Origin of the sequence: Streptomyces sp. 2-1 (assembly GCF_048564895.1) — a bacterium.
GTDB classification, from domain to species: domain Bacteria; phylum Actinomycetota; class Actinomycetes; order Streptomycetales; family Streptomycetaceae; genus Streptomyces; species Streptomyces phaeochromogenes.
In genome coordinates this window covers 3,478,156-3,503,653 of sequence record NZ_CP183383.1, presented here as the reverse complement: position 1 = coordinate 3,503,653, position 25,498 = coordinate 3,478,156, and the positions used below count along the sequence as shown (strand labels likewise).

Below are 25,498 nucleotides of genomic sequence, written 5' to 3'. Positions count from 1 at the left end.
CCCAGGCTTGCGCTCAGGCCTGTGGCTCCGGAGCAGGCTTACGGCCTCGGGCTCAGGCTTCCGGCTTCGCGCCGCGCTTCTTCAGCAGGTCGGTGATGAGCTGCATCTCCGACTCCTGGGCCTGGACCATCCCCTGCGCGAGCCGTCGCTCGACACCGACCTGGCACCGCTCCACACAGCCCTTGGCCATGTGCACCCCGCCCATGTGGTGGGCGTACATGAGCTGCAGATAGCGGATCTCGGCGGCCTTGCCGTCGAGCTTGCCCAGCGACTCCATCTGGGCCGTCGTCGCCATGCCCGGCATCAGCGAGCCGTCCCCGGCGGACGGCATGCCACTCATGTCCATCCACGCCATCGGCTCCTCGGCCGACACCTTGGGCAGCTCCCACAGGTCCAGCCAGCCGAGCATCATGCCGCGCTGGTTGGCCTGCGTCTGCGCGATGTCGTACGCGAGACGCCGTACCTCTTCGTTCTTGGTCTGGTCGCGCACGATGTACGACATCTCGACGGCCTGCTGGTGGTGCACCGCCATGTCCCGCGCGAAGCCCGCGTCCGCGGAGTCGGCCGCCGGGGCCTTCATGCCGGAGTCGTCGCCGTCGGCGACCGCGTACGTGATCGCCCCGGCCGCCACGACTACGGCCGCGGCGACTCCGGAGATCCAGCCGGCGAACCTCATCTTCCTCACTGCGACAGGCCGTTGGTGCAGGCGGCGCCCGGCTCGGGCGTCTGCTTGCCCTGGACGTACGTCTCGAAGAACTTGGCGGCGGCCGGGTCGCTCGCACTCGTCACCGTACGCTGATGGCCCCACGCGGAGAGCATGATCGGGTCCTTCTGGTCCTCGACCGGGCTCATCAGCGTGTAGGGGGTCTTCTTGACCTTCTCCGAGAGCGCCTTCACGTCCGCGTCCGACGCCTTGCTGTTGTACGTCACCCAGACCGCGCCGTGCTCGAGCGAGTGCACGGCGTTCACGTTCTTGATCGCCTTGGTGTAGACGTCGCCGTTGCAGTTCATCCACACCTGGTTGTGGTCACCGCCGACCGGGGGCTCCATCGGGTACTTCACGTCCTTGGTGACGTGGTTCTGCGTGAGCTTGGTGCTCCACGTCTTCACCCCGTCCTTGCCCGTGACGAACTTCCCCGACGTCGACTTCGAGTCGCCCGACGCGCTGTCCTTGTCGTCGGACTGCGAGTTGATCAGGAAGGCACCGCCGGCCACGAGACCGGCGACGACGATCACGCTCGCGGTGATCGTGAGGATCCGGCTGCGGCGCTCCCGGGCCTGCTCGGCGCGCCGCATCTCCTCTATCCGCGCCTTGCGCGACTGGGACTCTGTCTTCTTGGCGGAACCCATGGGGTGGTCCTTCTGGGGGAAAGGGACAGTCGAGTGGTCAGCTGATCGTAGTGGGGGAGAAGTGGATGTACGCCGAGAGGCCCGAGGAATGGCCAAATGAGAGTTCCGTCCCCTGTCCCTGAGACGGTGGTGGTCGGCCATTACATGTGCGGCACTCAGCAGGCAAGATAGGCGTCAGAGCAGTACACCTGCCGTACGTGAGGCGTTCAGGCCGAGGTCGGCCGGGCGATCGGGGTCCGCAACGCGCATGAAATGCTGTTGTGGTGTGATGCGCAGGTGCCCGACCGCCTCCCTGGGACGGGAGCAGGCGGCCTGACCAGCAAGATTGGGTGGAAGCGGAAGATGGACAAGCAGCAGGAGTTCGTGCTCCGTACTTTGGAAGAGCGCGACATCCGTTTCGTACGCCTGTGGTTCACGGACGTGCTGGGCTTCCTCAAGTCGGTGGCCGTGGCCCCGGCAGAGCTGGAGCAGGCCTTCGACGAGGGCATCGGCTTCGACGGGTCGGCCATCGAGGGCTTCGCCCGCGTCTACGAGTCCGACATGATCGCCAAGCCGGACCCCTCGACCTTCCAGGTCCTTCCGTGGCGTGCGGAGGCACCCGGCACGGCCCGGATGTTCTGCGACATCCTCATGCCGGACGGCTCGCCGTCCTTCGCGGACCCGAGGTATGTGCTGAAGCGGGCCCTGGCCAAGGCCTCCGACCTGGGCTTCACCTTCTACACCCACCCCGAGATCGAGTTCTTCCTGCTGAAGGACAAGCCGGTCGACGGCTCGCGCCCGACGCCCGCCGACAACTCCGGCTACTTCGACCACACCCCGCAGAACGTCGGCATGGACTTCCGCCGCCAGGCGATCACCATGCTGGAGTCGATGGGCATCTCGGTCGAGTTCTCGCACCACGAGGGCGCCCCCGGCCAGCAGGAGATCGACCTCCGCTACGCGGACGCGCTCTCGACGGCGGACAACATCATGACGTTCCGCCTGGTCATGAAGCAGGTGGCGCTGGAGCAGGGCGTGAACGCGACGTTCATGCCGAAGCCGTTCTCGGAGCACCCGGGCAGCGGTATGCACACCCACCTCTCCCTCTTCGAGGGCGACCGCAACGCCTTCTACGAGTCGGGCTCCGAGTACCAGCTCTCCAAGGTCGGCCGCTCCTTCATCGCGGGCCTGCTGAAGCACGCGGCGGAGATCGCGGCGGTCACGAACCAGTGGGTCAACTCCTACAAGCGCATCTGGGGCGGCTCCGAGCGCACCGCGGGCGCCGGCGGCGAGGCTCCCTCGTACATCTGCTGGGGCCACAACAACCGCTCGGCCCTCGTCCGCGTCCCGATGTACAAGCCCGGCAAGACGGGCTCGGCGCGGGTGGAGGTCCGCTCCCTCGACTCGGGCGCGAACCCGTACCTGGCGTACGCGATGCTCCTCGCCGCCGGCCTCAAGGGCATCGAGGAGAGCTACGAGCTCCCGCCGGGCGCCGAGGACGACGTCTGGGCCCTCTCGGACGCCGAACGCCGCGCGATGGGCATCGAGCCGCTTCCCCAGAACCTCGGCGAGGCCCTGACCCTGATGGAACGCAGCGACCTCGTCGCCGAAACCCTCGGCGAGCACGTCTTCGACTTCTTCCTCCGCAACAAGCGGCAGGAGTGGGAGGAGTACCGCTCCGAGGTGACTGCTTTCGAGCTGCGGAAGAACTTGCCGGTGCTGTAGGGGCAGGTCAGCGGGGTGTCCAGCTGATTCGACAGCTTGGGGCCGATGGTCAGGGACCGTCGGCCCCAAGCTGTTTTGCTGCCCCTGGGCCGCCTCTGGTCCCGGAAGGAAACGGCCGACCCCAGGCGCTCGCCGGAGGCCCGGCCGACGCCGGGGCGATGCCGGGGCGGCGAAAAGGTTGGTGCGCGGGGGCGACGGGACCGGGTAACGTCTTTGGCATGTTCTTCCAGACGCCGATTTACGAGTGAGAGCGTGACGGGCCCCTGCTGACGTCCTTCGACGTCGCCGCCCGTCCCCCACCGACGAATCCGTAGATCACTTCACATCATTACCGGGAGAACCCGTGACCGTGAGCAAGAACATCAACAACCCCGTGGGCATGGGCGGCGGCCAGCGCAAGAGGCTGTCCCGCGCCGAACGGCAGAACAACGGCCCGTACCGCAACCTCGACCGCCAGAGCGCGGCCGACCAGAAGGCGGAGCTGGTGCGCAAGATGCGCGAGAAGGCAGGCGCGGCCGAGGACGCCGGGCAGGCCGACGACGGCACCACACAGAGCTGACGCACCGCCGCCGCGGGGCGGCACCGCACGGGGCAGGGCCCGGACCGCGCGTCGCGGTCCGGGCCCTGCTGTCGTACCGCCTGCCCTGAGCGTGTCTCGGCCACGATCACCTCACCCGTGATCCGCCGTCCTGCTTCGACGGATTCCGACCCGACGCCCCGGACAGGCCAAGGGTGCCCGGACCCGGGTGGCCGCTACAGTCGCGGTATGGGTGGGGATCCAGTGGGGCGAACGCGGCCGTGCAAGTGGTGTGGTGTTCCGGTGCCGCAGCCGAGGAGCCGGTGGCGCAGACGGCGTTTCTGTAGCAAGGGCCATCGCCGACGGAACCGTGTCGTGTCGGCGATCATGAATGTTCTGGACGGCCTGTGACCGTCGCGACCTGGTGGACGTGGTGAACGTGACGCTTGCCGCCGAGTACGGCACGGATGCCGTACTGGCCCGGGACCTCCGCGGCTTCCGGACCGTCCGTCCGCTCGGCGGCAGGCGCACCCGCTTCCGGATCCACCCCGAGGATCTCTGATCGCAGGGTCAGCCGGTGACGGGGTCCGTCACGGGGTCTGCTCGGCCAGGTCCGTCATCAGTTTGTGCAGGGGCTTTGTGGCGCGCTCGCGGAATTCCTGGATGGCCCAGCCGTTGCCGTCCGGGTCGGTGAAGTGCATGAAGGTGCCGCCGTCCTGGGGGGCGTACTGGACGGGCTCGCTGACCTCCAGGCCCCGGGCTGTCAGCTCCTCGTACGCCGCCTTGGCGTCCGCCACCACCAGCTGCAGGCCGTGGTACGTGCCCGGCTGCGGTGTTCCCGTCGGGATGGGCACGCCCTCGGCGAGCGCGATCGAACAGCCGGAACCGGGAGGTGTCAGCTGGACCACGCGGGCACCCGGCATCACCTCGGTGTCGATGTCGACGTGGAATCCGACCTTGTCCTGGTAGAAGGCCTTCGCCCGGTCGAGGTCGGTGACGGGAAGCGTGATCACTTCAAGGGCCATGTCCATGGAACGACTCCTTTGTCGTACGCATTGTCGTAGGCGTTTGCTGTAAGGCGTTTGTCGTCGGTGGTGCCGCGTGCGTCGTGCCTTCAGGTCCTGCGTCCGTCGAACCGCCAGCGGGTCTGGCTGAACGGCTCTCCCTTACCGAAGCCGAAAACGGTCCCGGGCGCCACCGAGAAAACAAGGGCCTTTCCGGCGCCGTGCTGGAAGTGCCCGTCGCCGACCTCGAAGTGCCAGAAACTGCCGTACTTGCGCTCCCACGCCTCGGCCAGCTCCCGCAGCCTGTCGTCGTCGGACACCCGGACCGCCTCGCCCTCCACCACGAGGTCGTACCCCTTGTTCCAGGTGTTGGTTCCCGTGGTCAGTACGACGCTCGGGTTCAGCGCGAGGTTGCGCGCCTTGCGCTCCTCGGGCCCGGTGCAGAAGTGCAGCGCGCCGTCCGACCACACCGTCGGCAGGGGCGTCACATGCGGCCGTCCGTCGGGGCGTACGGTCGAGATCCAGAACAGCTCGGACTCTGCCAGCAGCGCCTCGGCCTCGGACCAGGGGCGTGCGGTGGCGGTCTCGTCGCTGTAACGCGTGTCTAGCTCGGCCCGTGCTTCCATGAGCTCTCCTCCTGGACCTGGCGGATGTCTGGATGATTCCTCACCAGGACAGACCCCGCCCGCCGACGGAACTCATCGGTCCGACGGTCACGGCGTGGGCCGGCGGCCGGTCACAGGACCTCCGCCTCCGGGAAGACCCGGGCGCCACGGCGGCGGTCCGGACGTCCAGCTCGCGCCGGGCAGCACCGTGGAACGGGTCCTGGTCCCCCTCGCCGGCCGGCCGGACGCGCTCGTGGACCCCCGCCGACCGGCCACGATGGTCGTGGCCCGCTGAAACCGCTGTCCCGCGTCCTGGCGCTTCCCTCAGGGTCTCCGGTTAGGCTCAGGGCCGTACGACCTTGATCCGTGGGAGGCAGGAGGCCGGGGATGATGGCGCCGGGGCGCAGGAGCAGTACCTTCTCGCGGCTGCTGCGGCACGGTTTCACCGATCCGTCCGCTGCCGAGCGGCTCATGGAGAGCGCGGAGCTCGCGCCGATACGGAACGATCCGGTGCTGCTCGACGCGCTCGGAGCCACCGCCGACCCGGACCTGGCGCTGCTCGGGCTCGTACGGCTCGTCGAGGCGCAGGACGGGCACACGGCCCAGCGCGAGCTGCTCGACACGCTGATCGCGGCCAAGCCGCTGCGCGACCGGCTGCTCGGGGTGCTCGGCGCGTCCGCCGCGCTCGGCGACCACCTCGCGCGGCATCCGCTCGACTGGCAGGTCCTCGTGACCTACGAGCCGCAGGACCTGCACCCGGGCACCGCGGAGTTCGAACGCGGGCTCGCCGAGGCCTCCGACCCCGTGACGCTGCGCGTCGCCTACCGGCGGTGCCTGCTGTCCATCGCCGCGCGTGACGTGTGCGGGACGACCGATGTCGCGCAGACCGCCGCCGAGCTCGCCGACCTTGCGACCGCCACCCTGCGGGCCGCGCTCGCCATCGCACAGGCCGCCGCGCCCGAGGACGCCGCGATGTGCCGGCTCGCGGTGATCGCGATGGGCAAGTGCGGTGGACACGAGCTCAATTACGTGTCCGACGTCGATGTCATCTTCGTCGGGGAGGCCGTCGACGGGGCCGACGAGGGGAAGGCCCTGCGGGCCGCCACCCGGCTGGCCTCGCATCTGATGCGGGTCTGTTCCGAGACCACGGTGGAGGGGTCGATCTGGCCCGTAGACGCCAACCTGCGGCCCGAGGGGCGGAACGGTCCGCTCGTCCGGACGCTCAGCAGCCACCTCGCCTACTACCAGCGGTGGGCCAAGACCTGGGAGTTCCAGGCCCTGTTGAAGGCCCGGCCCGTCGCCGGGGACCTCGACCTGGGGGAGGCGTACGTCGCCACGCTCGCGCCGCTCGTCTGGCAGGCCGCCGAGCGGGACAACTTCGTCCCCGACGTGCAGAAGATGCGGCGGCGGGTGGTCGAGAACATCCCCGTCGCCGAGATCGAGCGCGAGCTGAAGCTCGGTCCCGGTGGTCTGCGGGACGTCGAATTCGCCGTGCAGCTGCTGCAGTTGGTGCACGGTCGGGCCGACACGTCGTTGCGCAGCGGGACCACGCTGGACGCCTTGAATGCGCTGGCGGCGGGCGGGTACGTGGGGCGTGTCGACGCCGTGCTGCTCGAGGACGCCTACCGGTTCCTGCGTTCCATGGAGCACCGCATACAGCTCTTCCGGCTGCGGCGTACGCATCTGGTGCCCGAGGAGGACGCCGATCTGCGGCGCATCGGGCGGTCGTTGGGGCTGCGCACCGACCCCATCGCCGAGCTGAACCGGGAGTGGAAGCGGCACGCCTCGGTGGTGCGGCGGCTGCACGAGAAGCTCTTCTACCGGCCGTTGCTCGACGCTGTCGCCCAACTGGCGCCCGGCGAGAGCCGGTTGAGTACGAACGCGGCTCGGGAACGGCTGGTCGCGCTGGGGTACGCCGATCCGGCCGCCGCGTTGCGGCATCTGGAGGCGCTCGCCTCCGGAGTTTCCCGGAAGGCCGCCATCCAACGGACCCTGCTGCCTGTTCTGTTGGGGTGGTTCGCGGATTCCGCCGACCCCGACGCCGGGCTGTTCAACTTCCGCAAGGTGTCCGACGCGTTGGGCAAGACCCCTTGGTATCTGCGGCTGTTGAGGGACGAAGGGGCCGCCGCCGAGAATCTCGCCCGGGTGCTGTCCGCCGGGCGGCTGGCGCCCGACCTGCTGATGCGGGCGCCCGAGGCCGTGGCGCTGCTCGGGGACGGCGACGGCGGCGGGCTCGAACCCCGCAGCCGGGCCCATCTGGAGCAGGAGATCCTCGCGGCCGTCGGGCGCGCCAGTGGCGGCGAGGCCGCGGTGACCGCCGCGCGTGGCGTGCGGCGGCGGGAGTTGTTCCGTACGGCAGCCATCGACATCGTGAAGTCCTACGGGACGGAGGAGACGCCGGCCGACGCCGACCAGGGTGCGCTGGTGGATCTGGTCGGCGGGGCCGTCTCGGATCTGACGGCGGCGACACTCGCGGGGACCTTGCGGGCCGTGGTGCGGGACCGGTGGGGGGACACCCTGCCCACCCGGTTCGCCGTCATCGGGATGGGGCGCTTCGGGGGGCACGAGCTGGGCTACGGGTCCGACGCGGATGTGCTGTTCGTGCACGAGCCCTGGGAAGGGGCCGACGAGCAGGAGGCCTCTCGGGCCGCGAACTCCGTGGTCTCCGAGATGCGGCGGCTGTTGCAGGTGTCCAGCGCCGATCCGCCGTTGCTGATCGACGCGGATCTGCGGCCCGAGGGGAAGTCCGGGCCGCTCGTGCGGACGCTGAAGTCGTACGAGGCGTACTACCGCCGGTGGTCCCTCGTGTGGGAGGCGCACGCCCTGCTGCGGGCCGAAGTCGTCGCCGGGGACGAGGAGTTGGGGCAGCGGTTCATCGATCTGGTCGATCCGTTGCGGTATCCGGCGGAAGGTCTTGGCGAGGATGCCGTGCGGGAGATCCGGCGGTTGAAGGCCCGGATGGAGTCCGAGCGGATGCCCCGCGGGGCGGACCCGACGCTGCACACCAAGCTGGGGCGGGGCGGGCTGTCCGACGTGGAGTGGACCGTCCAGTTGCTTCAGTTGAGGCACGGGTGGGCGGAGCCCGGGCTGCGCACCACGCGTACGCGGGAGGCTCTCGCGGCGGCCTGTGCGGCGGAGTTGATCTCCGGTGAGGATGCTTCGACGCTGGACGAGGCGTGGGTCCTGGCTACTCGGGTGCGCAATGCCGTGATGCTGGTCCGAGGGCGGGCGGGGGACACGTTCCCTTCGGACGGGCGTGAACTAGCCGCCGTGGGGCGGTACTTGGGGTATGGACCGGGGCATGTGGGGGACATGCTCGATGACTATCGGCGTACTACTCGGCGGGCTCGGGGTGTTGTCGAGGAGCTGTTCTACGGGGCCGCTGAACGGTAGGGGCGGGGTCGGACGGACGCCCCGCCACGTCCCCTCCTGACGTCCTGCGGGTGCGGGTCATCGCCACGCCGGTCAGGACCACTGCCATGCCTGCCCAGATGCGGGGGCCCGTGGACTCGTCGAGGACCAGGACGCCCAGCGCGACGGAGACGACCGGGAGCAGGTAGCCGACCGTTGCCGCGCTGGTGGGGCCCTCGTCCGCGATGAGGCGGTAGTTGAGGTAGAAGGTGACGCCCGTGCCGAGGATGCCCAGGGCCGTGATCGCCAGGAGGCCCGTGGTGTCGGTGTGCAGGGGGCCGGCGGTGGGGACGGAGAGGGTCGTCCAGGCCGTGGCGGCCAGGAGTTGGGCCGCCGACATGGCTATCGGGGCGCCCCGGTCGGTGAGTTTGCGGGCCATGTACGCGAAGGCGATGGCGTAGCTCGCCGCGGCGGCCAGCAGGGACAGGGCGCCCCAGGTCAGCAGGCCCGCCGAGCGCTGCCAGGGGGCGAAGATCAGGAGCGTGCCCGCGAAGCCCAGGAACAGGCCGGTCAGACGGACGCGGCCCAGTCCGCGGTCGGTGCCCAGCAGGATGCCGAGCAGCAGGGACCACAGGGGAGTTGTCGCGTTCAGTACGCCCGCGATGCCCGAGTCGACCGTCTGCTCGCCGATGCTGAAGAGGGCGAAGGGGATCGCGTTGCAGAAGAGGGCCGCGATGGCGAGGCGGGTCCAGGTCGCGCGGTCGCGGGGGAGGCGTTGGCCTGCCGAGCGGGCCAGGAGCAGGAGTACCGCCGTACCCAGGGCGCAGCGGGTGATCGTGATCTGGGCGGGGGACAGGCCGTGGTTCAGGGCCAGTTTGATCCAGAGGAAGCCGGAGCCCCAGAGGAGGGCCAGGGCGGCCATGCGGAGGGTCGATGTGAGCGGCATGCCTCCAAGGTGAGGCAGACTGTGGTGTAAGGACAAGTGAAGGATCTTGCATGCACTGTTAAGCTCTGCTGCATGCTTGATGTTCGACGTATGCAGATGCTGCGGGCCGTGGTGACCAGCGGGTCCGTGACGGCGGCTGCCGCGCGGCTCGGCTATACGCCGTCCGCCGTCAGCCAGCAGATCGCCGTCCTGGAGAAGGAGGCTCGTACGCCCCTGCTCGAACGGGTCGGGCGTGGGGTGCGGCCCACCGCGGCGGGGCTGATGCTCACCGAGTACGCGGACGTCATCGGGCGGCAGGTCGCCGAGGCGGAGACCGCACTCGTCGACCTGCTGGAGGGGCGTACGGGGCGGCTTTCCGTGCGGTACTTCGCCACCGCCGGGGCCGCGCTGGTGGCTCCCGCCGTGGCGAAGGTGCGGGCCGAACATCCCGGTGTGCAGGTCGAGTTGAAGCTGGTCGACTACGAGGACTCGCTGCCGGACGTGAAGGAGGGGCGGGCGGATCTGGCGCTCGTCGTCCGGCCCTCGGAGGAGGCCGGGCCCGAGGGGGTGCGGCTCGTGCGGCTGCTCGACGATCCCTACCTCGCCGTGCTGCCCAAGGGGCATCCGCTGGCCGGGCGGCGGACCGTTACGCTGGCCGATCTCGCCGAGGAGCCGTGGGTGGGGAGCGAGTGGCCCGGGCCGTGCCTCGACGCCCAGCTCCTGGCGTGCGAGACCGCCGGGTTCCGGCCGCGGGTCGTGGTGGACAGCGGGGACTATGCGACCGCGCAGGGGTTCGTCGCGGCGGGGTTGGGTGTGAGTCTTGTGCCTCGGCTGGGGCTGGGGAGTAGGCACCCGGGTGTTGTGGTGCGGGAGGTTCGGGGGCCGGAGCCCGTGCGGTCGATCTTCGCCGCGGTGCGCGAGGGGGCGCCGCGGCAGCCCGCCTTGCGGAGCTTCCTGGGTGCGCTGAGGGAGGCCGGTGGCGCGACCTGAAGGAGTCGGTCGGGTTGTGGCTGACGGCCGGACCGCGTCGAACCCCCGTGGACTACGCCTTCGTCGGCAGCAAGCGGCGCCTCGGTGGCGTCTCCGGGACCAGCTGCGGCAAGGCGTACGGCAGCGATCCGTACCAGAGCCTCGCCACCGTGTAGCCGAAGGCCAGGCAGATCATGCCGCCCACCGCGTCCAGCCAGAAGTGGTTGGCCGTGGCGACGATGACCACCAGGGTCAGCGTGGGGTAGAGCAGGCCGAGGACGCGGACCCACGGGACCGAGGCCAGGGCGAAGATCGTGAGGCCGCACCAGAGGGACCAGCCGATGTGCATGGACGGCATCGCGGCGTACTGGTTCGACATGTTCTTCAGGTCGCCGGAGGCCATGGAGCCCCAGGTCTGGTGGACGACGACCGTGTCGATGAAGTCGTTGCCGTTCATCAGGCGGGGCGGGGCGAGCGGATACAGGTAGTAGCCGACCAGGGCCACACCGGTGGTCGCGAAGAGGACCATGCGCGTCGCCGCGTAACGGCCCGGGTGGCGGCGGAAGAGCCACACCAGGACACCCAGCGTCACCACGAAGTGCAGCGTCGCGTAGTAGTAGTTCATGCCGACGATCAGCCAAGTCACCGAGTTCACGCCGTGGTTGACGGCCTCCTCCACGGCGATGCCCAGATGCTGCTCGACCTTCCAGATCCAGTCGGCGTTCTCCAGCGCCTTCGTCCGCTGCTCGGGGACCGCGTTGCGGATCAGTGAGTACGTCCAGTAACTCACCGCGATCAGCAGGATCTCGAACCAGAGCCGGGGGCGGCGAGGCGTACGCAAGCGGCGCAGGAAACCTTGTCCCGCGCGGCTGTTCGCCTCGTCCGCGACGGGCTGGTGTGCGGCCTGCTCCTGGCCTTCCAGTGTCGTCACGGTGCTCTCACCCATAGAGACAGAGTCTGCCAGATAAGCCCTTCCCCACCGATCATCCCTTGGGTGGGTCCTGCCCGCACGTTCTACACCCGGAGTATGTGGGGCACTACTGCTTACGTACGATTTCGGTCCCCAGGAGCCGAAGCGGTGGAACCGCGCACCACCAGTTCCGGCATGAAAACGAACTCACTGTGGGGCGCCGGTGTCCCGCCGATCTCCTCCAGCAACGTACGTACCGCGGCCTGGCCCATGGCCGGGACCGGCTTGCGGACCGTGGTGAGGGGCGGGTCCGTGAACGCGATCAGCGGCGAGTCGTCGAAGCCGACGACGGAGATGTCCTTGGGGACGTCGAGTCCGCGCTGCCGTGCGGCCCGTATCGCACCGAGCGCCATCATGTCGCTCGCGCAGACGATGGCCGTGCAGTCACGGTCGATGAGCGCCGCGGTGGCCGCCTGGCCGCCCTCCAGTGTGTACAGCGAGTGCTGGACCAGACGCTCTTCGATGTCGGCCGTGGCCAGCCCCAGCAGATCCTGCATCGTGCGGGTGAAGCCCTCGATCTTCCGCTGGACCGGTACGAACCGCTTCGGGCCGAGCGCGAGCCCGATGTTGGTGTGACCGAGCGAGACGAGGTGGGTGACCGCGAGCGCCATCGCCGCCCGGTCGTCGGGCGAGATGAAGGGCGCCTGCACCTTTGGCGAGAAACCGTCGACGAGGACGAACGGCACACCCTGGCCGCGCAGCTGCTCGTAACGCTGCATGTCCGCGGAGGTGTCCGCGTGCAGTCCGGAGACGAAGATGATGCCGGCGACGCCCCGGTCGACGAGCATCTCGGTCAGCTCGTCCTCGGTGGAGCCGCCCGGGGTCTGGGTCGCGAGGACCGGTGTGTAGCCCTGCCGCGTCAGCGCCTGGCCGATGACCTGGGCCAGGGCCGGGAATATCGGGTTCTCCAGCTCCGGGGTTATCAGCCCGACGAGCCCCTCGCTGCGCTGCCGCAGCCGTACGGGCCGCTCGTAGCCCAGCACGTCGAGCGCGGCGAGAACGGACTGGCGGGTGGTCGCGGCGACGCCGGGCTTCCCGTTCAGGACGCGGCTGACGGTCGCTTCGCTCACCCCCGCCTGGGCTGCGATGTCGGCAAGCCGTGTGGTCACAGGACTGGACTGTACCGGCCGGGTCTCGCCCTGCCCACCAAACGAACGACGGGTGCGGGCACTTGATCGGCCCGCTCGGGGCTGCTGCGTCATCGCGTTCCCTCGTGATTCTGGTCGGCACTTCGGTCGGCACTTCGGTCGCAATTCGGGGCTGTGTCCGTCGCGTACACGCTGTGTGCGCCTGCGGGATCGGGTGGTTCCTGCAAGGCGCCGCCGGGGCGATGATCCCCGTGACCGACGGGTATGGCAAGAGCTTGCAGAGTCTTGCACAGTGGTCCCGTTCCCGGTGAATGCCCATGAATCAAGGCTCAGGACGGTCGAGAAGAGGTCACGCCCGGGTAACTGTCCGTCGTTCTTGCACTTTTTTGCTGCAAGGTCTTTCGCGCCGCTTACATCGCTGTTACGTTCACGTCGCCCGGCGGCGGCAACGGTGCGGTCGGAGAGTCGGCAGGGACGGCGGACGGGGCCGTTCCCTCAAGCACACGGGCTTTCACCCTCAAGGAGAACTCATGCGGCGTGGCATAGCGGCCACCGCACTGGTGGCGTCCCTCGCCCTCGCGGCGACGGCCTGCGGCGGCGACAGCGACGACAGTGGCAAGGCGGACGGCCCGGTCACCATCACGTGGTGGGACACGTCCAACGCCACCAACGAGGCACCGGTCTACAAGGCCCTCGCGAAGGAATTCGAGAAGGCCAACCCGGGCATCAAGGTCAAGTACGTCAACGTGCCGTTCGACCAGGCGCAGAACAAGTTCGACACCGCCGCCGGTTCCAAGGGCGCCCCGGACATCCTGCGTTCCGAGGTCGGCTGGACCCCCGCGTTCGCCAAGAAGGGCTTCTTCCTGCCGCTCGACGGCACCGAGGCCCTCGCGGACCAGGGCAAGTTCCAGCCCAGCCTGATCGAGCAGGCCAAGTACGACGGCAAGACGTACGGTGTGCCGCTGGTCACCGACACCCTCGCGCTGGTCTACAACAAGGCCCTCTTCGAGAAGGCCGGCCTCGACGGGGCGCCCGCCACCTGGGCCGACCTCAAGGCCGACGCCGGCACCATCAAGAAGAAGACGGGTGTCGACGGCTACTGGGGCTCCACCCAGGCCTACTACGCGCAGTCCTTCCTCTACGGCGAAGGCACCGACACGGTCGACGCCGACGCCAAGAAGATCACCGTCGCCTCGCCCGAGGCCAAGAAGGCCTACAAGACCTGGCAGGGCCTCTTCAGCGGCAACGGCCTGCACAAGGCCGACACCACCGCGGACGCGTACGCCCACATCCAGGACGCGTTCGTCAACGGCAAGGTCGCCGCGATCGTCCAGGGCCCGTGGGAGATCACGAACTTCTACAAGGGCTCGGCCTTCAAGGACAAGGAAAACCTCGGCATCGCCAAGGTCCCGGCCGGCTCCAGCGGCGAGGCGGGCGCCCCCACCGGCGGCCACAACCTCTCCGTGTACGCGGGCTCGGACAAGGCCCACCAGGAGGCCTCGCTCAAGTTCGTGAAGTTCATGACCTCGGCGAAGTCCCAGGAGACGATCGCCCTCAAGAACTCCACGCTGCCGACGCGCGACGACGCCTACACCACCGAGGTCAAGGCCGACCCGGGCATCGCCGGCTACCAGGGCGTGCTCTCCGCCGCCCAGCCGCGCCCGGCACTGCCCGAGTACAGCTCGCTGTGGGGTCCGCTCGACACCGAACTGCCCAAGATCGCCGGTGGCAAGGAGTCGCTGGACAAGGGCCTGGGCAACGCGGAGACCGCGATCGCCAAGCTGGTGCCCGACTTCAGCAAGTGACCCGTGTGGCCGTCGGATCCGCCGGGCCCCCGCGAGACGGGGGTCAGGGGGGACGGATCCGGCGGCCATCGGCCGTGTCTCCAGAACGTGCGCCCAACCCCTGATTTTCCAGAAGGTGTCGAATCATGACAGTCGTCATCGACCGCGCGACCGGCAAGCGCCGCGGTGAGCGGGCTCCGCGCCCCGGCCCGCTCCAGCGCATGAAGCACTCGTACCAGCGGTACTGGTACGCGTACGCGATGATCGCCCCGGTCGTCGTCGTGCTCGGTGTGCTGGTGCTCTATCCGCTGGCGCGGGGCATCTACCTGACGTTCACCGACGCCACGAGCCTCAACTCGGCCCGCACGATCGGCGTCAACCACATCGACGCCACCTACAAGTTCATCGGCCTGGACAACTACGCCGACATCCTGTGGGGCCCCACCGCGTACGACCGCTTCTGGTCGCACTTCATCTGGACGATCGTGTGGACGGCCCTGTGCGTGCTGCTCCACTACGCCATCGGCCTCGGCCTCGCGCTGCTGCTCAACCAGAAGCTGCGCGGCCGGACCTTCTACCGGCTCATCCTGGTCCTGCCGTGGGCCGTGCCGACCTTCGTCACCGTCTTCGGCTGGCGCTTCATGCTCGCCGACGGCGGCGTCATCAACTCCATGCTCGACGCAGTGCATCTGCCCACACCGCTGTGGCTGGAGGACACCTTCTGGCAGCGGTTCGCCGCGATCATGGTCAACACCTGGTGCGGTGTGCCGTTCATGATGGTCTCGCTGCTCGGCGGCCTGCAGTCCATCGACGGCGTCCTGTACGAGGCCGCCGAGATGGACGGGGCCAACGCCTGGCAGCGCTTCAGGCACGTGACCCTGCCGGGGCTGCGGTCGGTCAGCTCCACCGTCGTGCTGCTGGGCATCATCTGGACGTTCAACCAGTTCGCCATCATCTTCCTGCTCTTCGGCGACACCGCGCCGGACGCGCAGATCCTCGTGACCTGGGCCTACCAACTGGGCTTCGGCCAGCAGCCGCGCGACTACGCGCAGTCCGCCGCGTACGGCGTGCTGCTGCTCTCCATCCTGATCGTCTTCACCTCCGTCTACCGCCGCTGGCTGGCCCGCAATGAGCAGCAGCTCGCGATCTGAGGCAGGAGTCCCCATGAGCACCACCACAGTCACGTCCCCCGCTCCGGCGGACCGGGACCCCGCGGGCACCGCCCCGGCGGGCAAGGGGCCGCGGCGCGGCGAGCGCAGCCTCGCCGGCTCCCTGACCTCGCACGGCATCCTCGTCGTCGCGAGCCTGATCGCGCTCTTCCCGATCGCCTGGCTCGTCTATCTGTCCCTCGGCCCGGACAAGGACGACTACCTGCACCCCGGGGACATCCTCGGCAAGATGACGTTCGACAACTACTCGTTCGTGCTGCAGCACACGCCGTTCTTCGACTGGATGTGGAGCACGCTCCTCGTGTCGCTCGGCACGACCGTCATCGGCGTCCTGGTCGCGGCCACGACGGGCTACGCGGTCTCCCGCATGCGCTTCCCCGGCTACAAGAAGTTCATGTGGGTCCTGCTCGTCACCCAGATGTTCCCGGTGGCCGTGCTGATGGTCCCGATGTACGAGATCCTTTCGGAACTCCAGCTCATCGACAACTACTTGGGCCTGATCCTCGTCTACTGCTCGACGGCCGTGCCGTACTGCGCCTGGCTGCTCAAGGGGTACTTCGACACCATCCCCTTCGAGATCGACGAGGCCGGGCGCGTCGACGGGCTCTCGCCCTTCGGCACGTTCTTCCGGCTGATCCTGCCGCTCGCCAAGCCGGGTCTCGCGGTCGCCGCCTTCTACAGCTTCATCACCGCGTTCGGCGAGGTCGCCTTCGCCTCGACGTTCATGCTGTCCGACACGAAGTACACCTTCGCCGTCGGTCTGCAGAGCTTCGTCAGCGAGCACGACGCGCAGCGCAACCTGATGGCGGCCACCGCGGTGTTGGTGGCGATTCCGGTCTCCGCGTTCTTCTACCTTGTGCAGAAGAACCTGGTGACCGGGCTCACCGCGGGCGGAACGAAGGGGTGACGCCGGCTGATCGCGCCCATGCGGCGGAAGCCGCGTACAGATAGAGTCCCGCGCCCCTGAACGGGGGCGCGGGTGGCGGTCGCGGTGTCCATCCGACCCCGCTGACACCGCGACCGCCTCGTCAGCAGTTCACGCAGTCCCACATCAGTAGTCACACAGCAGCAGTCCCACAAACGAAGAAGACACGCGCCGCCACGGCGACTCCATGACCGAACTCTGTTACGCCTCAAGGATGTTATGAGCCAGCACTCCGCCGACCCGGCCCCGACCTCCGCTCTCGCCACTGTCGCCGACCGTCGCGACTGGTGGCGCGACGCGGTGATCTACCAGGTCTATCCGCGCAGCTTCGCCGACAGCAACGGCGACGGCATGGGCGACCTGGAGGGCGTACGTTCCCGACTCCCGTATCTGCGCGACCTCGGCGTGGACGCCGTGTGGCTCAGCCCCTTCTACGCCTCGCCGCAGGCCGACGCCGGCTATGACGTGGCGGACTACCGGGCCGTGGACCCCATGTTCGGCAACCTGCTCGACGCCGACGCGCTGATCCGTGACGCCCACGATCTCGCCCTGCGGATCATCGTCGACCTCGTGCCCAACCACTCCTCGGACCAGCACGAGTGGTTCAAGCGGGCCCTCGCGGAGGGGCCGGGTTCGCCGCTGCGGGAGCGCTATCACTTCCGCGCGGGCAAGGGCGCGGACGGCGAACTGCCGCCCAACGACTGGGAGTCCATCTTCGGCGGCCCCGCCTGGACGCGGGTGACCGAGCCGGACGGTACCCCGGGCGAGTGGTATCTCCACCTCTTCGCGCCCGAGCAGCCCGACTTCAACTGGGACCACCCGGCCGTCGGCGACGAGTTCCGCTCGATCCTGCGGTTCTGGCTCGACATGGGCGTCGACGGATTCCGTATCGACGTGGCCCACGGGCTGGTCAAGGCGGACGGACTGCCGGACCTGGGGTCCCACGACCAGGTGAAGTTGCTGGGCAACGATGTCATGCCGTTCTTCGACCAGGACGGCGTCCACGAGGTCTACCGGGCCTGGCGGATCGTCCTCGACGAGTACGCGGGCGACCGGATCTTCGTGGCCGAGGCATGGACGCCGACCATCGAGCGCACCGCCAACTACGTGCGCCCCGACGAGTTGCACCAGGCCTTCAACTTCCAGTACCTGAGCACCCATTGGGACGCCGCGGAGCTGCGCTCCTGTGTCGACCGGACCCTCGACGCGATGCGGCCCGTGGGCGCGCCCGCCACCTGGGTGCTGTCCAACCACGATGTGACCCGGCACGCGACCAGGTTCGCCAACCCGGCCGGGCTCGGCACCCAGATCCGTACCGCCGGAGACCGTGAGCTGGGTCTGCGCCGGGCGCGGGCGGCCACACTGCTGATGCTCGCGCTGCCCGGGTCCGCGTACCTGTATCAGGGCGAGGAGCTGGGTCTGCCGGACGTCGTCGACCTGCCGGACGAGGTGCGCCAGGACCCGGCGTACTTCCGGGGAGCGGGCCAGGACGGGTTCCGCGACGGGTGCCGGGTGCCGATCCCGTGGACCCGGGACGGCTCGTCGTACGGCTTCGGCAGCGGTGGCAGCTGGCTGCCCCAGCCGTCCGGCTGGGGCGAGTTGAGCGTCGAGGCGCAGAGCGGCGTCGCGGGCTCGACCCTGGAGCTGTACCGGTCCGCGCTCGCCGTACGCAGCGAGCAGGCCGACCTCGGCGCGGGCGACCGTGTCGAGTGGCTGAAGGCGCCCGAGGGCGTACTCGCCTTCCGCCGCGGGGCGTTCGTCTGCACGACCAACACCGGCGGCGAGGCGGCGACCGTCCCGGCGCGCGGGCGGGTGCTGCTCGCGAGCGGCGAGGTGACCGTGACGGACGACGGCGAGGCGAAGCTGCCGGCCGACACCACAGTGTGGTGGATCGCTGACTGACCGTTCATCAACTCGGGGGTTCTGCAAGAACTTTCCGGAATTTTCAGAAGCCCGCCTTCCGCTTCGGGAGGCGGGCTTCTACTATCTGGCGCACCGCACAGCCGTTGAATCTTGCAGCAAGAACCTTCAACGGCCCTCCCTTCAATGGAGAAGGACCCCCACATGGCCAAGAGAGCTCTGTCCGGCGCGCTCGCCCTCGCCGCCGCCGCGTTCGTGGTCCCCGCGAGCACCGCGGGCAGCGCGTATGCCTCCCCGCCCGGCAGCAAGGACGTCACCGCCGTCCTCTTCGAGTGGAACTTCGCCTCGGTCGCCAAGGAGTGCACCAACCGTCTGGGCCCCGCCGGTTACGGATACGTCCAGGTCTCGCCGCCCGCCGAGCACATACAGGGCTCGCAGTGGTGGACCTCGTACCAGCCCGTCAGTTACAAGATCGCGGGACGGCTCGGCGACCGAACGGCCTTCCAGAACATGGTGAGCACCTGCCACGCGGCCGGTGTGAAGGTCGTCGCCGACACGGTGATCAACCACATGTCGGCGGGCAGCGGCACCGGCACGGGCGGCTCGTCCTACACGAAGTACGACTACCCGGGCCTGTACTCCTCGCCCGACTTCGACAACTGCACCTCGCAGATCAGCAACTACCAGGACCGCGGCAACGTCCAGAACTGCGAACTCGTCGGGCTCGCCGACCTGGACACCGGCGAGGACTACGTCCGCGGGGCCATCGCGAAGTACATGAACGACCTGCTCTCGCTGGGGATCGACGGCTTCCGCATCGACGCGGCCAAGCACATCCCGGCCGCCGACCTCGCCAACATCAAGGGCAGGCTGAGCAACTCGTCCGTGTACTGGAAGCAGGAGGCCATCTACGGCGCCGGCGAGGCCGTCCAGCCGACCGAGTACACCGGCACCGGCGACGTCCAGGAGTTCCGGTACGCGTACGACCTCAAGCGGGTCTTCAACAACGAGAACCTCGCCTACCTGAAGAACTACGGCGAGGGCTGGGGCTACATGAGCAGCGGCGTCTCGGGCGTCTTCGTCGACAACCACGACACCGAGCGCAACGGCTCCACGCTCAGCTACAAGGACAACGCCAACTACACCCTGGCCAACGTCTTCATGCTGGCCTACCCGTACGGCGCGCCCGACATCAACTCCGGCTACGAGTTCTCCTCCACGGACGCGGGCCCGCCCAACGGCGGTACGGTCAACGCCTGTTGGCAGGACGGCTGGAAGTGCCAGCACGCCTGGCCCGAGATCCAGTCGATGGTCGCCTTCCGCAACACCACCCGGGGCGAGTCCGTCACCAACTGGTGGGACAACGGGGGCGACGCCATCGCCTTCGGCCGCGGCAGCAAGGGCTTCGTGGCCATCAACCACGAGTCGAGCTCACTGACCCGCACCTACCAGACCTCGCTCGCGGCGGGCACGTACTGCAACGTGCAGGCCAACACGACGGTGACGGTGAACAGTTCGGGCCAGCTCACGGCGACGTTGGGCGCGAACACGGCACTGGCGGTCTACTCGGGCAAGTCGAGCTGCTGAGTGGCAGAAGGGGGCCTGTTCACCGATCTCGTGGTGAGCAGGCCCTCGGTCCCGACCGAATGTGAAAGTTCTTGCCATCGGTTTCAGGACTCTTGCTGCAAAGCTTACGTAAGCGATACGGTCACGCCGGCGCCCGGCAACGTAGCCGTGCCGCGGCGTGGGGTCGGACCCGAATGAGCCGTAATCGCAAGGAGTTCACGCCTGTGATACCGAGATGGCCGACGCCCTGGGCGCGCCGCAGCGCGCAGCCCGGACGAACCCCGAATCGCGGAGGAGTCGCGGCCGTTGCCGTGGCCGCTCTCGCGGCAGCGCTCGTCCAGCCCCTGGCCGCGCGCGCCGCGACCCCGCCCGCACCCCCGTCGGACGCGGCACTGGCCAAGGCGCCCGCCCGCAACGACCTCACCCGTGAGCAGTTCTACTTCGTCCTGCCCGACCGGTTCGCCAACGGCGACACGTCGAACGACAGGGGCGGTCTCACGGGCTCCCGCCTCGAAACCGGCTACGACCCCACCGACAAGGGCTTCTACCAGGGCGGCGACCTCAAGGGCCTGACGAAGAAGCTCGACTACATCAAGGACCTCGGCACCACCGCCATCTGGATGGCGCCGATCTTCAAGAACCAGCCCGTGCAGGGCACCGGCAAGGACGCCTCGGCCGGCTATCACGGCTACTGGATCACCGACTTCACCCAGGTCGACCCGCACTTCGGCACGAACGCGGACCTCGAGAAGCTGATCGACAAGGCCCACGACAAGGGCATGAAGGTCTTCTTCGACGTCATCACCAACCACACGGCCGACGTCGTCGACTACAAGGAGAAGTCCTACTCGTACCTCTCCAAGGGCGCCTTCCCGTACCTGACGAAGGACGGCGAGCCCTTCGACGACGCCGACTACGCGGACGCGGACGGGGCCGGGGACTTCCCGTCCGTCGGGAACGGCTCCTTCCCGCGTACGCCCGTCGTGGCCGACGCGAAGAAGAACGTCAAGGTGCCGTCGTGGCTCAACGACACGTCGATGTACCACAACCGCGGCGACTCGACCTTCGCCGGCGAGAACTCCACCTACGGCGACTTCTCCGGTCTCGACGATCTGTGGACCGAGCGTCCCGAGGTCGTCAGCGGCATGGAGAAGATCTACCAGCGGTGGGTCAGGGACTACGACATCGACGGCTTCCGCATCGACACGGTGAAGCACGTCAACACGGAGTTCTGGACCCAGTGGGCCACGGCCCTCGACAAGTACGCCGCTCAGCAGGGGCGTGACGACTTCTTCATGTTCGGCGAGGTGTACTCGGCGGACACGTCGATCACTTCGCCGTACGTAACCGAGGGCCGCCTGGACTCCACGCTGGACTTCCCCTTCCAGGACGCGGCACGGGCGTACGCCTCCCAGGGTGGCAGCGCGAAGCGGCTGGCCTCGGTCTTCGGGGACGACTACAAGTACACGACCGACAAGGCCAACGCGTACGAGCAGGTCACCTTCCTCGGCAACCACGACATGGGCCGCATCGGCACCTTCCTCAAGCAGGACAACCCGGGGGCGTCCGACGCAGAGCTGGTGAAGAAGGACAGGCTCGCGAACGAGCTGATGTTCCTCGGCCGCGGCAACCCGGTCGTCTACTACGGCGACGAGCAGGGCTTCACCGGCGCGGGCGGCGACAAGGACGCCCGCCAGACCATGTTCGCCTCGAAGACGGCCGACTACCTGGACGACGACGAGCTGGGCACGGACCGCACGCACGCCGAGGACGCGTACGACACGAGTGCACCGCTCTACAAGCAGATCAGTGCTCTCGCGAAGCTCCGCAAGGCCAACCCGGCCCTCGCGGACGGCGTCCAGACGGAGCGGTACGCGGCCGACGGCGCAGGCGTCTACGCCTTTTCCCGCACGGACGCGAAGACCGGCATCGAGTACGTCGTCGCCGTGAACAACGCCGACAAGGCGAAGGAGGCGACCTTCGCGACCGGTTCGGCGGGCATGACGTTCCGCGGGATCTACGGGACGGACGGAACGGGCGACGGGGGCGAGTCCCTCAAGAGCGGCGCGGACAAGAAGGTCACCGTCACCGTCCCGGCCGGTTCCTCGGTCGTGTTCAAGGCGACGGGCAGGCTCGCCCCGCCCGCGACCAAGCCGGCCGTCACGCTGAAGGCCCCCGCCGAGGGAGCCACCGGCACGGTTGAGATCTCCGCGGACGTCGACGGCGGACAGCTCAACCGAGTCGTCTTCGCCGCCCAGGTCGGCACCGGCAAGTGGAAGACGCTCGGCTCCGCCGACCACGCCCCGTACAAGGTCACCCAGGTCGTCGGCAAGGACGTACCGGCCGGAACAGCCCTGCGCTACAAGGCGGTTGTGATCGACTCCGCCGGGCGTACGGCGAGCACGACGGCCGCCTCCACCACCGGCACCCCGCCCGCCGAGGAGATCCCGAGCGCCTCCTCGCGCGAGTACGCGGTCGTCCACTACAAGCGCGAGGCCGGCGACTACACCGACTGGCGGCTGTACGCCTGGGGCGACATCGCCGACGGCGAGGCGACCACCTGGCCGGAGGGGCACGACTTCATCGGCCGGGACGCCTACGGCGCCTTCGCCTACGTGAAGTTGAAGCCGGGCGCCTCGAACGTGGGCTTCCTCGTCATCGACAAGGACGGCAACAAGGACGTCTCCGCCGACCGCACGATCGACGTCACCAAGACCGGCGAGATCTGGGTCGAGCAGGGCAAGGAGGCCGTACGGACCGAGCGCCCGGCCGCCGACTATCCGGCGCCGGACAAGACCAAGGCCGTACTGCACTACCAGCGCGCGGACGGGAACTACGACGGCTGGGGACTGCACACCTGGACCGGTGCCGCGGACCCCACGGACTGGTCGAAGCCCCTGGAACCGGTGAAGACTGACACGTATGGCGCTGTCTTCGAGGTGCCGCTCGCCGAGGGTGCCACCAGCCTCAGTTACATCATCCACAAGGGCGACGAGAAGGACCTGCCCACCGACCAGTCGCTCGACCTCACGGCGAACGGCCATGAGGTGTGGCTGTTGAGCGGCCAGGAGAAGTACCTCCTCCCGCAGCCCGCGGGCAGCGCAGCCGCGCTCGACCTCACCACCTCCAAGGCGGTCTGGATCGACCGGAACACGGTCGCCTGGAACGGCAACGAGGCCGCCGCGTCCACCCAGTTGCTGTACTCGCGTGACGGGTCCATCAAGGTCAAGGACGGCGCACTGGTCAGCGACGACGAGCGTTGGCTGCGGCTCGACAAGGCCACGCTCACCGACGCCCAGAAGGCGAAGTTCCCGCACCTCAAGGACTACCAGGCCTGGTCCGTCGACCCGCGCGATCGTGACCGGGTGCGCGAGGCGCCGCGCGGCCAGCTCGTCGCCTCCCAACGGGCCGCCAACGGGGCCGTGTTGGCGGCCACGGGCGTACAGATCGCGGGCGTGCTCGACGACCTGTACGGCGACGCCACGAAGGCGGACCTCGGGCCGACCTTCGACAAGGGGCGCCCGACGCTCTCCGTGTGGGCGCCCACCGCGCAGGACGTGAAGCTGGAGATCGGGGACTCGGGCGCGTCAGCGAAGACCGTGCCGATGAAGCGGGACTCCGCCACCGGCGTCTGGTCCGTGTCCGGCCCCAAGTCCTGGCAGGACAAGGCCTATCGGTACGTCGTGAAGGTGTGGGCGCCCAGCGTCCGCGAGGTCGTCACCAACAAGGTCACCGACCCCTACTCGGTCGCCCTCACCGCGAACTCCGAGCGCAGCCTCGTCGTGGACCTGGGCGCCAAGTCCCTTGCCCCGAACGGCTGGTCGGGCCTGCGGAAGCCCAAGGCCGTCCCGCTGAAGGACGCGCAGATCCAGGAGCTCCATATCCGGGACTTCTCCGTCGACGACAAGACGGTCCCGGCGAAGGACAAGGGTACCTACCTGGCCTTCACCGACAAGGCCAGCGCGGGCTCCAGGCACCTCAAGAAGCTTGCGGAGTCCGGGACTTCGTACGTCCATCTCCTGCCCGCCTTCGACATCGCCACCATCCCGGAGAAGAAGGCGGACCAGGCGACGACCGACTGCGACCTCTCCTCCTACGCCGCCGACTCCGAGAAGCAGCAGGAGTGCGTGGCGAAGGTGGCGGCGAAGGACGCGTACAACTGGGGCTACGACCCGTACCACTACACGGTGCCGGAGGGCTCGTACGCCACCGATCCCGACGGGACGGGCCGTACGGTCGAGTTCCGGAAGATGGTCAAGTCGCTGAACGAGGACGGGCTGCGGGTCGTCATGGACGTGGTCTACAACCACACCACCGCGAGCGGTCAGGCCGACACGAGCGTGCTCGACAAGGTGGTCCCCGGCTACTACCAGCGGCTCCTCGCCGACGGCAGCGTCGCCACCTCCACCTGCTGTGCCAACACGGCACCCGAGAACGCCATGATGGGCAAGCTGGTGGTCGACTCGATCGTCACCTGGGCCAAGGAGTACAAGGTCGACGGCTTCCGCTTCGACCTGATGGGCCACCACCCGAAGGCCAACATCCTGGCGGTCAGGAAGGCCCTCGACGCGCTCACCCCCGCGAAGGACGGCGTCGACGGGAAGAAGATCATCCTCTACGGGGAGGGCTGGAACTTCGGCGAGATCGCGGACGACGCCCGTTTCGTCCAGGCCACCCAGAAGAACATGGCCGGAACCGGCATTGCCACCTTCTCCGACCGGGCCCGTGACGCCGTGCGCGGCGGCGGCCCGTTCGACGAGGACCCGGGCGTCCAGGGCTTCGCGTCCGGCCTCTTCACCGACCCCAACTCCTCGGAAGGCAACGGCACTTCGGCCGAGCAGAAGGCCCGCCTCCTGCACTACCAGGACCTGATCAAGGTGGGTCTTTCCGGCAACCTCGCCAAGTACACCTTCACCGACACCGCAGGCAAGGAGGTCGAGGGCTCCGAGGTCGACTACAACGGGGCACCCGCCGGATACGCGGACGCTCCCGGCGACGCCCTCGCGTACGTGGACGCGCACGACAACGAGTCGCTGTTCGACGCGCTCGCGTTCAAGCTGCCGAAGGGCACCTCGGCCGCCGACCGGGCCCGGATGCAGGTCCTCGCGATGGCCACGGCCGCGCTCTCGCAGGGCCCGGCGCTGTCCCAGGCGGGCACCGACCTGCTGCGTTCCAAGTCGCTCGACCGCAACTCCTACGACAGCGGCGACTGGTTCAACGCGATCCACTGGGACTGCCGGGACGGCAACGGCTTCGGGCGCGGGCTGCCGATGGCCGCCGACAACGAGTCCAAGTGGCCCTACGCCAAGCCCCTGTTGACGTCCACCGGTCTCAAGGTCGGCTGCGCACAGATCGAGGGCGCCTCCGCCGCGTACCAGGACCTGCTGAGGATCCGTACCGGCGAGAGCGACTTCGGGCTGGGCACCGCCGGGCAGGTGCAGTCGAAGCTGTCCTTCCCGCTGTCCGGCAAGGACGAGACACCCGGGGTGATCACCATGGAACTCGGCGATCTCGTCGTGGTGTTCAACGCGACCCCCGAGCAGCAGGAGCAGCGGGTCGCCTCCCTGGCCGGGATGCCGTACGCCCTGCACCCGGTGCAGCGGACGGGCGCGGACTCCACCGTCAAGTCCTCTTCGTACGATCCGGAATCGGGCAGTTTCGCCGTTCCGGGACGGAGCGTGGCCGTATTCACCCGGACCGGCTGACTAGGC

18 protein-coding genes are annotated in these 25,498 nt (G+C 68.7%); 11 read left to right on the top strand and 7 right to left on the bottom strand.

Annotation, left to right across the window (positions count from 1 at the left end; genetic code table 11):
• Positions 1–52: 52 nt before the first annotated feature.
• A complete protein-coding gene (locus ACN20J_RS15430; RefSeq protein WP_419666094.1) occupies positions 53–676 on the bottom strand; it encodes a DUF305 domain-containing protein in 624 nt (207 codons plus the stop codon).
• 5 nt (positions 677–681) lie between these two features.
• Complete coding sequence (locus ACN20J_RS15425) at positions 682–1,350, bottom strand: DUF3105 domain-containing protein (protein WP_189838257.1); 669 nt, start codon at positions 1,348–1,350, stop codon at positions 682–684.
• Positions 1,351–1,692: 342 nt separating this feature from the next.
• On the opposite strand from ACN20J_RS15425, the gene glnA reads away from it, so the two are divergent.
• From glnA to ACN20J_RS15410, 3 genes are all read left to right on the top strand, one after another.
• Positions 1,693–3,054 carry a type I glutamate--ammonia ligase gene (gene glnA, locus ACN20J_RS15420; RefSeq protein WP_055611155.1) on the top strand — a complete coding sequence of 454 codons (1,362 nt, stop codon included), beginning with the start codon at positions 1,693–1,695 and terminating at the stop codon, positions 3,052–3,054.
• 343 nt (positions 3,055–3,397) lie between these two features.
• Positions 3,398–3,613: a DUF6243 family protein gene (locus ACN20J_RS15415; RefSeq protein ID WP_189838258.1), complete on the top strand. Its 216-nt coding sequence runs from the start codon at positions 3,398–3,400 to the stop codon at positions 3,611–3,613.
• A 349-nt stretch (positions 3,614–3,962) separates the two neighbouring features.
• Positions 3,963–4,133 (top strand): hypothetical protein, encoded by a 171-nt coding sequence (locus tag ACN20J_RS15410; RefSeq protein ID WP_419666093.1) that lies wholly within the window; start codon positions 3,963–3,965, stop codon positions 4,131–4,133.
• Between the two features lie 28 nt (positions 4,134–4,161).
• On the opposite strand, the gene ACN20J_RS15405 is transcribed toward ACN20J_RS15410, so the two are convergent.
• Positions 4,162–4,602, bottom strand: a complete 441-nt coding sequence (locus ACN20J_RS15405; protein WP_189838259.1) for a VOC family protein — start codon at positions 4,600–4,602, stop codon at positions 4,162–4,164.
• An 83-nt stretch (positions 4,603–4,685) separates the two neighbouring features.
• Complete coding sequence (locus tag ACN20J_RS15400) at positions 4,686–5,201, bottom strand: pyridoxamine 5'-phosphate oxidase family protein (RefSeq protein WP_189838260.1); 516 nt, start codon at positions 5,199–5,201, stop codon at positions 4,686–4,688.
• 366 nt (positions 5,202–5,567) lie between these two features.
• Between ACN20J_RS15400 and ACN20J_RS15395 the strand changes: the two genes are divergently transcribed.
• Positions 5,568–8,573: a bifunctional [glutamine synthetase] adenylyltransferase/[glutamine synthetase]-adenylyl-L-tyrosine phosphorylase gene (locus ACN20J_RS15395; protein ID WP_419666092.1), complete on the top strand. Its 3,006-nt coding sequence runs from the start codon at positions 5,568–5,570 to the stop codon at positions 8,571–8,573.
• On the opposite strand, the gene ACN20J_RS15390 is transcribed toward ACN20J_RS15395, so the two are convergent.
• A complete protein-coding gene (locus tag ACN20J_RS15390) occupies positions 8,515–9,477 on the bottom strand; it encodes a DMT family transporter (RefSeq protein WP_419666091.1) in 963 nt (320 codons plus the stop codon). The genes ACN20J_RS15395 and ACN20J_RS15390 overlap by 59 nt on opposite strands.
• Positions 9,478–9,549: 72 nt before the next feature.
• Here ACN20J_RS15390 and ACN20J_RS15385 point away from each other — a divergent pair, with 72 nt between their 5' ends.
• A complete protein-coding gene (locus ACN20J_RS15385; protein ID WP_419666090.1) occupies positions 9,550–10,446 on the top strand; it encodes a LysR family transcriptional regulator in 897 nt (298 codons plus the stop codon).
• 52 nt (positions 10,447–10,498) lie between these two features.
• Here ACN20J_RS15385 and ACN20J_RS15380 read toward each other — a convergent pair whose 3' ends face one another.
• Positions 10,499–11,371 carry a phosphatase PAP2 family protein gene (locus ACN20J_RS15380; protein WP_190228183.1) on the bottom strand — a complete coding sequence of 291 codons (873 nt, stop codon included), beginning with the start codon at positions 11,369–11,371 and terminating at the stop codon, positions 10,499–10,501.
• A gap of 98 nt (positions 11,372–11,469) precedes the next feature.
• Positions 11,470–12,504: a LacI family DNA-binding transcriptional regulator gene (locus tag ACN20J_RS15375; RefSeq protein WP_281402034.1), complete on the bottom strand. Its 1,035-nt coding sequence runs from the start codon at positions 12,502–12,504 to the stop codon at positions 11,470–11,472.
• Between the two features lie 509 nt (positions 12,505–13,013).
• On the opposite strand from ACN20J_RS15375, the gene ACN20J_RS15370 reads away from it, so the two are divergent.
• The 6 genes from ACN20J_RS15370 (at position 13,014) to pulA (ending at position 25,492) form a co-directional block, all read left to right on the top strand.
• Positions 13,014–14,288, top strand: coding sequence for an extracellular solute-binding protein (locus ACN20J_RS15370; protein ID WP_419666089.1), 1,275 nt, complete (start codon positions 13,014–13,016; stop codon positions 14,286–14,288).
• Between the two features lie 125 nt (positions 14,289–14,413).
• Complete coding sequence (locus tag ACN20J_RS15365; RefSeq protein ID WP_419666088.1) at positions 14,414–15,418, top strand: carbohydrate ABC transporter permease; 1,005 nt, start codon at positions 14,414–14,416, stop codon at positions 15,416–15,418.
• 13 nt (positions 15,419–15,431) lie between these two features.
• Positions 15,432–16,343: a sugar ABC transporter permease gene (locus ACN20J_RS15360; protein ID WP_359725757.1), complete on the top strand. Its 912-nt coding sequence runs from the start codon at positions 15,432–15,434 to the stop codon at positions 16,341–16,343.
• A gap of 237 nt (positions 16,344–16,580) precedes the next feature.
• The gene (locus tag ACN20J_RS15355; RefSeq protein ID WP_419666087.1) at positions 16,581–18,263 is read left to right on the top strand and encodes a glycoside hydrolase family 13 protein; all 1,683 of its coding nucleotides are present in this window, start codon (positions 16,581–16,583) and stop codon (positions 18,261–18,263) included.
• A 162-nt stretch (positions 18,264–18,425) separates the two neighbouring features.
• Complete coding sequence (locus tag ACN20J_RS15350; protein WP_361901765.1) at positions 18,426–19,808, top strand: alpha-amylase; 1,383 nt, start codon at positions 18,426–18,428, stop codon at positions 19,806–19,808.
• A 203-nt stretch (positions 19,809–20,011) separates the two neighbouring features.
• Positions 20,012–25,492 carry a pullulanase-type alpha-1,6-glucosidase gene (gene pulA, locus ACN20J_RS15345; RefSeq protein ID WP_419666086.1) on the top strand — a complete coding sequence of 1,827 codons (5,481 nt, stop codon included), beginning with the start codon at positions 20,012–20,014 and terminating at the stop codon, positions 25,490–25,492.
• Positions 25,493–25,498 lie beyond the last annotated feature (6 nt).